The 13562-nt window shown below is 72.0% G+C and carries 8 protein-coding genes; 2 read left to right on the top strand and 6 right to left on the bottom strand.

The window, feature by feature from the left end:
• Positions 1–24: 24 nt before the first annotated feature.
• The 3 genes from O7618_RS07155 to O7618_RS07145 all read right to left on the bottom strand — a co-directional run bounded on the left by O7618_RS07155 (position 25) and on the right by O7618_RS07145 (position 3796).
• Positions 25–909 (bottom strand): MurR/RpiR family transcriptional regulator, encoded by an 885-nt coding sequence (locus tag O7618_RS07155; RefSeq protein WP_278105186.1) that lies wholly within the window; start codon positions 907–909, stop codon positions 25–27.
• 60 nt (positions 910–969) lie between these two features.
• Positions 970–2400 (bottom strand): pre-peptidase C-terminal domain-containing protein, encoded by a 1431-nt coding sequence (locus tag O7618_RS07150; RefSeq protein ID WP_278105185.1) that lies wholly within the window; start codon positions 2398–2400, stop codon positions 970–972.
• A gap of 133 nt (positions 2401–2533) precedes the next feature.
• A complete protein-coding gene (locus O7618_RS07145) occupies positions 2534–3796 on the bottom strand; it encodes a cyanophycinase (protein ID WP_278105183.1) in 1263 nt (420 codons plus the stop codon).
• Between the two features lie 203 nt (positions 3797–3999).
• Here O7618_RS07145 and O7618_RS07140 point away from each other — a divergent pair, with 203 nt between their 5' ends.
• Together O7618_RS07140 and O7618_RS07135 are read left to right on the top strand one after the other, a co-directional pair.
• Positions 4000–5478, top strand: coding sequence for an arabinofuranosidase catalytic domain-containing protein (locus O7618_RS07140; RefSeq protein ID WP_278105182.1), 1479 nt, complete (start codon positions 4000–4002; stop codon positions 5476–5478).
• 72 nt (positions 5479–5550) lie between these two features.
• The gene (locus O7618_RS07135) at positions 5551–8307 is read left to right on the top strand and encodes a beta-L-arabinofuranosidase domain-containing protein (RefSeq protein WP_278105181.1); all 2757 of its coding nucleotides are present in this window, start codon (positions 5551–5553) and stop codon (positions 8305–8307) included.
• A 256-nt stretch (positions 8308–8563) separates the two neighbouring features.
• Here O7618_RS07135 and O7618_RS07130 read toward each other — a convergent pair whose 3' ends face one another.
• The 3 genes from O7618_RS07130 to araA form a co-directional block, all read right to left on the bottom strand.
• Positions 8564–9553 carry a LacI family DNA-binding transcriptional regulator gene (locus O7618_RS07130; protein ID WP_278105179.1) on the bottom strand — a complete coding sequence of 330 codons (990 nt, stop codon included), beginning with the start codon at positions 9551–9553 and terminating at the stop codon, positions 8564–8566.
• A gap of 308 nt (positions 9554–9861) precedes the next feature.
• Complete coding sequence (locus O7618_RS07125) at positions 9862–11838, bottom strand: RICIN domain-containing protein (protein WP_278109938.1); 1977 nt, start codon at positions 11836–11838, stop codon at positions 9862–9864.
• Between the two features lie 218 nt (positions 11839–12056).
• Positions 12057–13559, bottom strand: a complete 1503-nt coding sequence (gene araA, locus O7618_RS07120; protein ID WP_278105178.1) for an L-arabinose isomerase — start codon at positions 13557–13559, stop codon at positions 12057–12059.
• Positions 13560–13562 lie beyond the last annotated feature (3 nt).

The following is a 13562-nucleotide window of genomic DNA, read 5'->3' as shown; positions in this document are numbered from 1 at the left end:
TTACAGTTTTCTGTAACGAACGTTTCAGCGCCCGCCGAACGCCTGCTGCGCCCCCTCCATCGCCTTGAGCCGGGCGCCGGCCACCGGACCGAGCCTGTCGATCAGCGCCGCGACAAGCGTCTCCACCAGCGCCAACGTGGGCACGAAGCTGTCGTACGGCGACGGCGAGTCAACCCGGCTGGGCAGCACCACCTCGGCCAAGCCGGCCACCGGCGAGAGCCACCGGTCGGTGAACAGCACCACCCGGGCGCCCCGGCCGGTGACCTCACGGGCCAGTTCCAGGGTCGGCTCCTCGTAACGGCGGAAGTCGAAGAGCACCACCAAGTCGCGCCGGCCGACGTCGACGAGCATGTCGGCGCGTTCCACCGGCCCGGCCGGCAGCAGCCGGCTGTTGCCGCGCACCTGCATCAGGTGCAGCACCAGATAGTTGGCGAACAGCGCGGAGAACCGCCCACCGGCCGCGGTGACCCGGAACTGCTGGTCGGCGAGGAGGCGCACGGCCGCGTCCAGCTCGCCCTGCGGCAGGTCGGCGAGCGTGCCGGCCACCGCGTCCGGGAGCGCCGCCGCGGCCCGGGGCAGCGCCCCCTCCGGCGGCGCCCCGCCCCGCTCGCTCGCCCGGTAGGCGGTCAGCGGCGAGGTCTCCCGCTCCGCCAGCTCGTCGCGCAGCGCCCGCTGGAACTCCGGGTAGCCGCCGAAGCCGAGCCGGGACAGCAGTCGCAGCACCGTCGGCGCGCTCACCTCGGCCCGCTCGGCCAGCGCGGCCACCGTGCCCAGGCCGGCGGACGGGTAGGCGGCGAGCAGGGTGCGGGCGACCCGGCGCTCGGCCGGGCTGCACTCGCCGAGCCGCCCGCGGATCAGCGCGGCCACCCCCACCGCGTGCGGTTCGTCGACAGCATCGGAGTTCGACACGGGCCGAGCGTAGCGGGCCCCGCCCGGGCCGACGGACGCCCGGGCGGGAGCCACGGCGGGTCAGGACTTCGCGACCGCGCACGCGTAGTCGGCGGTCCCGGAGCCGGCGTACGCCTCCAGATCGAGGTGGTACGTGGCGGTGCCGGACGCGGTGCGGGTCAGGGTGAGCGACTCGTCCGCCCCGGCGCCGTCGTTCACCGAGCGGGCCAGCGTGCTCCCGCTCGCGCTGAGCAGGTAGAGGTCCGCGTCGTACGCCGACGGGATGGCGCAGTTCACGGTCAGCGTCTGCCCGGCGCCGAGCGTGAGCGAGAAGTAGTCGCGGTCGGTGGTGCTCTTCATGTCCCCGGTGACGGTGGCCGGATAGGTCAGCCCGGCGATGTCGTTCGCGGCCGTGCGCGAGTCGTTCGGTTCCACCTCGGCGTAGGACGATCCGCCGGACGGCGGCGGCGGGGTGGACGAGCAGTCGGTCACCGGCGTGCCGTCGTAGAGGTTGCCGTCCGGCACCCCGGCGCGCACGCTGCGCAGGTAGTAGCCGCAGCTCGGCCGGTTGGCGAAGTCGTAGCTCTGGCCGTTGGTCAGCTTCCAGATCTTGACGTTGAGGTAGGTGAGCGGCTGCCTGGACGCGGCGACCTCGGGCTGGTGGTCGCCGAGCACGACGTAGGCGCTCGGGCCGCTGAGCGTGGCCCGGCCGGCGCGGTCGACGAACAGCGAGGCGCCCTCCTCGACCCCGACTCCCCACGCCTTGCCGCCGGTGACCAACCCGTCCTTGACCGCCCGGGCGACGAACGCGATGGTCCGGCCCATCCGGTCGCGGGTGACGAAGTGCGAGTCGTTGATGGTGTTGGCGTAGTTCGGCCACCGGAACATGCCGGTGGTGAACGTCAACGACCTGTCGTACGGGTTGGCCAGCGCGCCCGCCGAGGTGGCGCTCGCGGTGCAGGCGTCGTAGACCACGTCGCTGTTGACGTGGTGCCCGGCGCTGCCACCGCCGACACCGCCGCCCTTGGCCACCACCGACTCGACCGACGCCTCCAGCGCGGTGCCCTTCCAGGCCACGTAGCGGCACTGGTCGCCACCGGCGAAGTAGACGAACTCGGCGTTGCGGATGTCGGTGTTGACCTGACTGTTGTTGCCGTCGGCGGTGGCGGTGAGGGTGAGCGTGGTGCACGAGTTGACGCCGGTCAGGCCGGTGATCACGTCGCACTCCGGAGTGCCGGAGCCGGAGCCGGCGACCACCACCACGTCGATCGCGCCGGCGCCGCCGCGGATCGCGTCGATCGCCCTGGTCATGGTGGCGGTGACGATGCCGCCGGATCCGTTCATGGTGTACGCCGGGCCGGACCAGCTCGCCCGGGAGGCGTCGGTGGCGCTGCCCTGGCGTACCCGGGTGACCTGGGCGTGTGCGGCGGTGACGCCGAGCGGGGCGACGGTGAGCAGCGCGGCGGCGGCCGCCGTCACGGCGAGTCGGCGGGAGTGGCGGGATGGGGACATGGGCACCTCCGAGGGGCCACGAAGCGATGAAACAGAAGTTACATCCATTAAGTTCACTGCTCAATACGTAACTTCTGTTACATGTTCGTGACGGCGGCGCCGGGCCGGTCGGGTCCGACGCCGCCGCACCACGTCAGGCCGGCCGGATGCCGACCACCACGTCGGTGAACGTGGTCGCCGACGCGCCCCGGAACGCGGCGAACCCGGCGCCCCGGGTGAGCCGGGCCGCCCACCGCGGGTCCTTCTCGTAGGACGTCCCGCCGACCGCCACGCAGCCGGTACGGGCGGCCAGCCCGGTCTCCACCAGAGTGACCATCGCGTAGTCGTAGAAGACGTCCTCGGACGGCGTCGCCACGCACGGCCCCGCCTCCGGACGCAGGCGTGGCTTGCCTGCGGCCGGGACGACGGTCCACCGTGGCGCGAGGTACGCGTCGCCGGCGGTCAGCCGGCTCCATCGCACACCCTCGATCCCCCACCCGCCGTCGCGCCCGGTCACCCGGGCCCGGCGCAGGTCGAGCACGCTGACCCCGCGCTGCCCGAGCACCCGCAGCGACGGACGGCGCCCGCCGACGCCGGTGACCTCCAGCGCCGTGTTCTCGTCCAGGCCGAAGACCCGGGTGTGCCGGGTGTCCGAGGCGAGCCGGATCGAGCGCGCCTCGCGCCCCCGCCGGGAGAAGTGGGTGTCCACCAGCCCGGCGGTGAAGAACCCGAAGCCGCCGCGCGGCAGGTAGCCGAGCACGGCCGGGTCCTCGAAGTAGCCCGGCTCCGCGCCGTCGCGCAGGCCCGGCTCGGTGGAACCGCCGGTGATCATGTCGCGGCCGGCCATGATCTGCGCCCCCGCGCTGGTGCCGGCGACCACCGCGCCGCCGCGCAGCTTGCGCCGGATCGCGGCGAGCGCCGCGCTGTCCCGCTGGGCCGAGCCCCGGGTCATCGTGGTGACGTAGCGATACTGGTCGCCGCCGCCGAGGAAGAACCCGGTCATCGACTCGATCTGGCGGACCACCGCCGGGTCGTCGGCCGCGCCCGGGTGGTCGAGGTCGATCGGGATCCACCGCGCGTCGGCCGCCCGGTAGGACCGGAACAGGTCGGCGTAGTAGTCGCCGTTGCAGACGCTGTTGTTGCAGTCCGGCGTGCCGGCGTCCGGATCCTCGGCCGGCACCGGGGCGCCGGCGGTGAGGATGCCGATCCGGGCCCGGCCGGGGCCGCCGGCGAGCCGGACGATCTCGTCGTAGATCTCCCGGTTGTCGTCGGCCAACGCGCCGCCGACCAACACCAGGCTGCCGCCGGAGCGATGGTGGGACGCGGTGGCCGAGGCCGGGACGGCGGCGATCGGCACGCTGAGCGCGACCGCCGCGCAGGCGCCGACCGCGAGGGTCAGCAGGCGGTTCAGGGGCATGGTTGCTCCTCACAGGACCGTGAGGGCGGGCCGCGAGCCAGAGCGTACGGCACCCTCATCCCGGACACAATCTTGAGAGCGCTAACATCGCTATTCACAAATGTGGCGATCTTCTGAAAGTGTTGACAGTCGCCTATGTAAACGCCACGCTAAGACAAATTGTTAGCGCTAACTAGTTCGTCATCTCCGCTGGAGGAGGATCGATGGACCCCACCACCACCCGTCGCCGGCTGGCGACCGCGCTCGCACCCCTGGCCCTGCTGGTCGCCGCCACCGCGACGGTGGTCGGCTCCGCCGCGCCGGCGGCGCGCGCCGCCGGCACCGGCCCCTGCGACATCTACGCTGCCGGCGGCACCCCCTGCGTGGCCGCGCACAGCACCACCCGCGCGCTCTACGGCGCCTACGCCGGCCCGCTCTACCAGGTGCGTCGCGCCTCCGACAACGCCACCCGCGACGTCGCCCCGCTCGCCGCCGGCGACGTCGCCAACGCCGCCACCCAGGACACGTTCTGCGCCGGCACGAGCTGCCTGATCAGCGTGATCTACGACCAGTCCGGCCGCGGCAACCACCTGACCCAGGCCCCGCCCGGCGGCTTCTCCGGCCCGGCCGCCGGCGGCTACGACAACCTCGCCGACGCCACGCTCGCCCCGGTCACGCTGGCCGGCCGCAAGGCGTACGGGGTGTTCGTCGCTCCCGGCACCGGCTACCGGAACAACAGCACCAACGGCATCGCCAAGGGCGACCAACCCGAGGGCATGTACGCCATCTTCGACGGCACCCACTACAACGGCGGCTGCTGCTTCGACTACGGCAACGCCGAGACCAACAGCCGGGACAACGGCAACGGCACCATGGAAGCCATCTACTTCGGCAACATCAAGGTCTGGGGCTACGGCACCGGCAACGGCCCCTGGGTGATGGCCGACCTCGAGAACGGCCTCTTCTCCGGCGTCAACCCCGGCTACAACGCCAACGACCCGTCGGTGAGCCACCGGTTCCTGACCGCGATCGTCAAGGGCGAGCCGAACCACTGGTCGATCCGCGCCGGCAACGCCCAGTCCGGCGGCCTCTCCACCTACTACAACGGGCCGCGCCCGAACGCGCCGGGCTACCACCCGATGAAGAAGGAAGGCGCGATCATCCTCGGCATCGGCGGTGACAACAGCCACGGCTCCGCCGGGACCTTCTACGAGGGCGTCATGACCTCCGGATACCCGACCGACGCCACCGAGAACACGGTCCAGGCCAACATCACCGCCGCCGGCTACGCGGCCAGCACCGGCGGCGGCCGGCAGAACGTCGAGATCGTCGGCGGCCAGTCCGGTCGTTGCGTCGACGTGCCGAACGGCGCCACCACCAACGGCACCCAGACGCAGCTCTGGGACTGCTGGGGCGGGACCATGCAGCGCTGGACGTACACCGCGGCCCGGCAGCTCCAGATCTACGGCACCAAGTGCCTGGACGCCAACGGCCAGGGCACCAGCCCCGGCACCACGGTGATCATCTGGGACTGCAACGGCCAGAGCAACCAGCAGTGGACCGTCAACGCCAACGGCACCATCACCGGCCAGCAGTCCGGGCTCTGCCTCGACGCCAACGCCGCCGGCACCGCCAACGGCACCAAACTCATCCTCTGGACCTGCAACGGCGGCGCCAACCAGCAGTGGACCCTGCGCAACTGACCGGCCGGGCCGGGCGGACCACGATCCGCCCGGCCCCGCGCGCCACCCGCACCCCACCACGAAAGGCCCCTCATGCCCGCTCCCCTGATGAACCGCCGGGCGCTCCTGCGCGCCACCGGCGCGACCGCCGTCGCGACCGCGGCCGGCGCCGCCGTCGGTTCCCTCGCCAGCAGCGGCGCGGCCGGCGCGGCGCTGGCCCCGGCCCGCCCGGACGTCGGCGTCTCCGCCTACGCGTTCGACCCCGGCCAGGCGCGGCTGACCGCCGGCCGCTGGCTGGACAACCAGAACCGCACGCTCTCCTACCTGCGCTTCCTCGACGTCAACCGGCTTTTGTGCAACTTCCGCGCCAACCACCGGCTCTCCACCGCCGGGGCCGCCGCCAACGGCGGCTGGGACGCGCCGACCTTCCCGTTCCGCACCCACATGCAGGGCCACGTCCTGACCGCCTGGGCGCAGGCGTGGGCGGTGGCCGGCGACACCACCTGCCGGGACAGGGCGCTCACCATGGTCGCCGAGCTGGCGAAGTGCCAGGCCAACAACGGCGCGGCCGGCTTCAGCACCGGCTACCTGTCCGGATTCCCGGAATCCGACTTCAGTGCGCTCGAGGCTCGGACGCTGAGCAACGGCAACGTGCCCTACTACTGCGTCCACAAGACGCTCGCCGGCCTGCTCGACGTGTGGCGCCTGATCGGCAGCACGCAGGCCCGCGACGTGCTGCTGGCGCTCGCCGGCTGGGTCGACTGGCGCACCGGCCGGCTCAGCTCGGCGCAGATGCAGGCCATGCTGGGCACCGAGTTCGGCGGCATGAACGCGGTGCTGACCGACATCTACCAGCAGACCGGCGACGCCCGCTGGCTGACCACCGCCCAGCGTTTCGACCACGCGGCCGTGTTCAACCCGCTCGCGTCCAACTCCGACCAGCTCAACGGGCTGCACGCCAACACGCAGGTACCCAAGTGGATCGGCGCGGCCCGGGAGTACAAGGCCACCGGCACCACCCGCTACCGCGACATCGCCGCCAACGCCTGGTCCATCACGGTCGGCGCGCACACCTACGCCATCGGCGGCAACAGCCAGGCCGAGCACTTCCGCGCGCCCAACGCCATCGCCGGATACCTGCGCAACGACACCTGCGAGGCGTGCAACACCTACAACATGCTCAAGCTGACCCGGGAGTTGTGGCAGCTCGACCCGGACCGGGTCGCCTATGCCGACTTCTACGAGCGGGCGCTGCTCAACCACATGATCGGCCAGCAGAACCCGGCCGACCCCCACGGCCACGTCACCTACTTCACCCCACTCAACCCGGGCGGGCGACGCGGCGTCGGCCCGGCGTGGGGCGGCGGCACCTGGAGCACCGACTACAACTCGTTCTGGTGCTGCCAGGGCACCGGCCTGGAAACCAACACCACGCTCGCGGACTCGATCTACTTCCACAACGGCACCACGCTGACGGTGAACCTGTTCGTGCCCTCGGTGCTCACCTGGAGCCAGCGCGGCATCACGGTCACCCAGAGCACCTCGTACCCGGTCTCGGACACCACCACGCTCACCGTCACCGGCTCGGCGGGCGGATCGTGGACCATGCGGATCCGGATCCCGGCGTGGACCACCGGGGCGACGGTCACCGTCAACGGCGCCGCGCAGGGCATCGCCACCACACCCGGCAGCTACGCGGTGCTGACCCGAGACTGGGCGGCCGGTGACGTGGTCACGGTGCGGTTGCCGATGCGGGTGACCACCGTCGCCGCCAACGACGACGCGGCGGTCCAGGCGATGATGTACGGGCCGGTGGTGCTCGCCGGCAACTACGGCAACACCACGTTGAGCGGGCTGCCGACGCTGGAGACCGGATCGGTGACGCGGCTCGGCAGCGGCTCGCTGGCGTTCACCGCCCGGGCCGACGGCGCGACCGTGAACCTCGGCCCCTTCTACGACGCGCACGGGTTCAACTACACCGTCTACTGGCGTGCCGGCACGGGCGGTGGCGGTGGCGGCGAGGCGAGCTTCCGGCTGGCGAACGCGGCCAGCGGCCTGGTGCTCGGGATCCAGAACATGTCCACCACCGACGGCGGGCTCGCCCTCCAGTGGGGCGACACCGGCACCGCCGACCACGACTGGCAGCTCGTGGTCGACGGGTCGGCACTGAAGCTGCGCAACGTCAACAGCGGCAAGGTGCTGGGCGTGGAGAACATGTCCACCGCCGACAACGCCCGGATCCTCCAATGGGCCGACAACGGCACCGCCGACCACCTCTGGACCGTGGTCGACGTCGGCGACGGCACGCACAAGCTGCGCAACTCGCACACCGGCAAGCTGCTCGGCATCTCCGGCGGCTCGACCGCACAGGGCACGCAGGCGGTGCAGGACCCGGACAACGGCAGCCTCGACAACCAGTGGCGGTTCCTGCCCAACGGGGCCCGGCGGTTGCAGAACCTCGGCAGCGGGCTGGTGCTCGGCGTGCAGAACATGTCCACCTCCGACGGTGGGCTCGTCATCCAGTGGGGCGACACCGGCACCGCCGACCACCTCTGGACCGCGCTCGTGGACACCGGCGGCTACCTGCGGCTGCGGGCCTCGCACAGCGGCAAGGTGCTCGGCGTGGAGGGCGGCTCCACCGCCGCTGGCGCCCGGATCGTGCAGTGGGCCGACAACGGCACCGCCGACCACCGGTGGCGGCTGCGCCACGGCGGGAACGGGTACTTCCGCATCCAGTGCGCCAACGGCGGCCGGGTGCTGGGCGTCAACGGAAGTTCCGGCAGCCAGGGCGCGCAGGCCGTGCTCGGCGACGACTCCGGCGCCGCGCACCAGCGCTGGCGCTTCGTCTGAGGTCTCGGGTACGTGGGTCCGGCGGTCGCCGCCGGCCCGCGTACCCCTGGTGACGCCGCCGTCGTCGGGCCGGGCGACCCGGCGACGGCGGTTCCACCCAGAGACCTCGATGTGCGGACGGGTGTGGCGGAGCAAGGTTTGCTTTTCAGCCTGATGACTCTCCGTCATACTTATGACCGAGAGGTATGCCGCCAAAAAGCGATAGCTGGCCCGGCGACATCACGCTCCGTGCATCACAGCGGCCGCCGGGGGTGGGTCAGCGCTGCGGGGGCGGGCCGACGCTGCGCCGGGGCACCAGCGTCGGCGCGATGGTCTGCCGCAGCGGCCCGACGTCGGCGGACTCGATCTGCGCCAGCAGCATGCCGAGGCTCGCCCGGGCCACCGCCGCGAAGTCGGGCCGGACCGTGGTCAGCGGCGGGATGAAGTAGGCCGCCTCGGGCACGTCGTCGAATCCGACCACGCTGATGTCGTCCGGCACCCGCCGGCCGTGCTCGTGCAGCGCGCGCAGCACGCCCAGCGCCAGGTGGTCGTTGGCGGTGAAGACGGCGGTCACCTCGGGCATCCGGGCCAGCATCTGGCCGCACCGGTAACCCGCCGCGGCGGACCAGTCCGCCGGGACCAGCGGCGGGATCTCGGTGCCGGCGAGCCGCAGCGCCTCCCGCCAACCCTCGATGCGGCCGGCGCTGTCGAACCAGTCGGACGGGCCGGACACGTGCCAGACCGTGCGGTGCCCGGCGTCGAGCAGGTGCTGGGTGGCGGCCCGGGCACCGGCGACCTGGTCGACGGTCACCAGCGGGATCGGCCGGCGCGGGTCGCCGTCGACGGTCACCAGCGGCACGTCGTGGGGTAGCCGTTCGAGCGCCGCGCCGGCCGACTCGACCGGCGCGATCACCACGATGCCGGCCACCCGGTGCGCCAGGTGACGCTCCACCGCCGCCGAGATGGACCGGTGGTCGAGGTCGCTGACGCTGCCGACGCTGACCGCGAAGCCGGCCTCGGCCGCGGTCTGCTCCAGCGCGGCCAGCAGGGACGCCGGGCCGTAGAGGGTGGTGTTCTGCGCGACCACGCCGATCACCTGGGACCGGCCGGTGACCAACGCGCGGGCCGCGCGGTTGGGCCGGTAGCCGAGTTCGGTGATGGCCGCCTGGACCCGCAGCCGGGTCTGCTCGCGCACGTTGGGATGCCCGTTGAGGACCCGGGAGACCGTCTGGTGGGAGACACCGGCGAGGCGGGCCACGTCCGTCATCGCAGGACCGCGCACGGCCACCTCACTTTCGCACACGCCCGCGTGGCCGAACCATGTCGACGTCGACCGGACCGGCCGGGGTGGCGACAGTCTACGCCAGTTCTCCGACCGGTCACGGCACGCCCGATCGACGAATCGGTTCGTCGCGCCGGAATGTCGGAGAAAGGCCGGCACCACCCATTCCTTTCCCGCGCCCGAGGAGGCGAAGTGGCAGGTCCGGCTGCCCGGGGCGGGGCATTTCCGACGATTGTCGAGCCCCGCCCCGGGCAATTTCCGCACGCGTCAAGGACCGGCATTGGTGACCCGCGTCACGGCGTTGTCACCGAGAACTGGCGCGCCGTCACCGCGCCGCCCAGTGATTGGGTGGCGTAGTTGAAGATGCCGAACCGGTAACCCATGAAGAACTGCCACGCGTTGTTGAGCGTCAGCGCGTTGCCCAGCGGGACGAAGGTGACCCCGTCGGTGCTGTAGGAGAAGCGCGCCTGCCGGCCCGAGCCGGGCCGGATGTCGGCGTTGACCCGCAGCCAGATCCGCCCGCCGGAAACCGCCGCGCCGGCCACCTCGCTGCCGGTGGAGGTGGTGTTCCAGGCGCCGCTGGCCATGGTCAGCCCGTTGGTCATGACCACCCGGGTGGCGCCGTTGTCCCGCCGCACGCCGATCCACGCCGAACTGTCGCGCAGCATGGCCAGCCCCGACCGGTCCCCGTCGCGCATGGTGGAGTAGTCCAGCTCGACGGTGGCGGTGGAGGTCGGACCCTGGATCCGGTGGGTCAGCGTGTTGCGGGCCTGGTAGAGGTCGTTGGTGACGGACGCGGTCTGCAGGCGCAGGCCGTTGTTCACCGACCATCGACTGTTGTCCGGGTTGTGGTTCCACTCGTACTGAGGCCCGAGCGTGGTGCCGGCGAACGTGTCGGTGCCGGTGAGCGGCTTCACCGGGTGCAGCGGCAGCGGGTTGGGATAGCTCGCACCCCACGCCCCGTTGACGGTCTGCACCTGCGGCCAGCCATCGGCGGTCCAGGTGATCGGCGCCAGCGTCGGCATCCGCCCGCCCGGGTACGCGTCGGTGAACGCCATGTAGTACCAGGCGCCGGTCTGCGTCTGCACCAGGCCACCCTGGTGCGGCACGCCGCCGCCGGAGATCGGGCCGGGCAGGTTGAGCAGCACCTGCCGCTGCTCGCACGGGCCGAACGGGCCGTTGGTGGACTTGAGGTAGAAGCGCGCCCCCTCCAGCGTGCCGATGCTCGACGGCGTCTGGTAGACCTGCTGGGCCCGCACCTGGCTACGCCCGTCCGCGGAGAGCTGCGCCACGCTGATCGTGGTGTTGCCGTACGCGACGTACATGGTGTCGTTGTCGTCGATCAGCATGCCGGCGTCGTAGTAGCAGTTGGGAATCGTGGTGAGCCTGCTCCACGTGGCGTCCACGGCCGGGGCGGTGTAGATGTGCGTCTGGGCGAAGTCGACGCACCCGGCCAAGTAGTAGGTCTTGTTGCTGGGTCGGTAGTTCAACGTCGAGGCCCAGATGCCGTCCACGTAGGCCTGGCTGCCCGGGGGCAGGTCGTACTTGGTGCCGAAGTCCAGCCGGGGCACCGAGTGCCCGGCGAACTCCCAGTTGACCAGGTCCCAGGAGCGCAGCACCGGCGCGCCGGGCGAGTAGTGCATGGTCGAGGCGGACATGTAGTAGACGTCGCCGACGCGGATGATGTCGACGTCGGCGAAGTCCTGCCAGATCGCCGGGTTGGTGAAGGTGCCGCTCGGCGGCGGGGTGGTCGGCGGGGGGTCGGTCGGGGTGCCGCCGCCGTCGACGCGGACGAGTTGCCACTGCTGGTTGGCGCCATTCCAGTCGTCGTACTGGACGATGTTGCCGCCGTCGGCGGTCGAGGCGTTCTGCACCTCCACCACCTTGTTGGAGTTGCGGTTGATCAGCCGGACGTAGCCGCCGTCCGAGTCCGCCAGCCGGAACTGCTGGTTGGCGCCACCGTGGTCGGTCCACTGCACCACGGCGGTGCCGTTGGCGGTGGACGCGCCGGTCACGTCCAGCACCTTGCCGGAGTGCCGCGAGCGCACCCGGTAGTAGCCGCCGCCGGAGTCGACGAACTGCCACTGCTGCCACGCCCCGTTGTTGCGCGTCCACTGGGTGATCCGCGCCCCGTCGTTCGTGGCCTGGTTGTACAGGTCCAACGCCTTGCCGCTGTTGCGGTTCACCAGCACGTACCACGCGCTGGTGTCCACCGTCGCCGCCGAGGCCGGCGCCGGGGCCAACCCGACCAGCACGCCGCCGACCACCATCGCCACCAACCCCGTCCCTGCCCGACGGGAACCGGAGTCGGATGGCAGCCACGGCCGGGACCGGTTCGGAACGGCCCGCAGGAGCTGCCGGCAATCCGACACATCGACTGTGCGCGATAACATGACGTTCGTCAAGGCGTAACGGCGAGGACACGAGACGGGCGGCGGGCCCCGGCACGGACCGAGGCGCGCCACCCGTGCCGAGCGTCCCGGCGCGGTCAGAACCCGCGCGCGAGCCGGTGGTACGCCTGGTTCCAGCGCAGCTCGTCGGCGAACCGGTGCGGCACGGTGTCACCGTCGATGACCGCCAGCTCGGTCCGCGTCATCGCGGCCAGGTCGCGCAGCTCCTCGACGCCGACGGCCTGGGAGAGCACGGTGTGGTGCGGGGCGCCCGCGGTGATCCACGCCTCCGCCGACGCGGGCAGGTCGGGGCGGGGCCGCCAGACCGCCCGGGCCACCGGCAGCCGGCGCAACGGCTGCGGCGGCGGCACCACGTCGACGACGTTGGCCACCAGCCGGAACCGCTCCCCCAGGTCCGACATGCCGAGCACCACCGCCGGGCCGGCCGCCGCGTCGAAGACCAGCCGGACCGGGTCCTCCCGCCCGCCGATGCCCAGCGGGTGCACCTCCGCGGTCGGCACGTCGGCGGCGATGCTCGGGCACACCTCCAGCATGTGCGCGCCGAGGACCAGCTCGTGGCCGAACGTCAGGTCGTAGGTGTAGTCCTCCATGAAGGACGTGCCGCCCGCGACGCCGACCGCCATCGCCTTCAGCGTGCGCACCAGCACCGAGGTCTTCCAGTCGCCCTCGCCGCCGAAGCCGTACCCGTCGGCCATCAGTCGCTGCACCGCGATGCCGGGGAGCTGGCGCAGCCCGCCCAGGTCCTCGAAGTTGGTGGTGAACGCGCGGAACCCGCCGTCGTCCAGGAACGCGCGCAGCCCCAACTCCTGGCGGGCGGCGTAGCGCAGCGAGTCGTGCCGGTCACCACCGGCGCGCAGCGCGGCGTCCAGCCGGTAGGTGTCGTCGTACTCCTTCACCAGGTCGTCCACCTGCGCCTCGGCGACCTGGTCGACCACCTCGACCAGGTCGTTCACGCCGTAGGTGTTGACCGAGACGCCGAAGCGCAGCTCCGCCTCGACCTTGTCCCCCTCGGTGACGGCGACGTCGCGCATGTTGTCGCCGAAGCGGGCCAGCCGCAACGTCCGCACCGAGGACCAGCCGATGGCCGCGCGGGCCCAGGCCGCCACCCGGGAGACCACCCGCGGGTCGGTGACGTGACCGGCGACGGTCTTGCGGGCCACCCCCAGGCGGGTCTGGATGTACCCGAACTCGCGGTCGCCGTGCGCGGCCTGGTTCAGGTTCATGAAGTCCATGTCGATGGTGTCCCACGGCAGCGCCACGTTCGCCTGGGTGTGCAGGTGCAGCAGCGGCGTCTGCAACGCGTCCAGGCCGGCGATCCACATCTTGGCCGGCGAGAACGTGTGCATCCAGGCGATCACCCCGACCGCGCCCTGCACGGCCGCGTCCCGGCAGGCCGCGAGGATGTCCGTGCTGGAGGTCAGGACCGGCTTCCAGACCACGCGCACCGGGATGTCCGACGACTCGTCCAGCCGGGCGGCGAGCTGCCGGGACTGGTCGGCGACCTGCCGCAGGGTGTCCTCGCCGTAGAGACCCTGGCTACCGGTGAGGAACCAGACCTCGGGCTGGGGATGAGGTGCCATGTT

It is taken from the genome of Micromonospora sp. WMMD980 (assembly GCF_029626035.1).
Classification (GTDB): Bacteria; Actinomycetota; Actinomycetes; order Mycobacteriales; family Micromonosporaceae; genus Micromonospora.
Note: the sequence above shows the minus strand (reverse complement) of the source record. Positions and strands in the feature narration are given on the sequence as shown.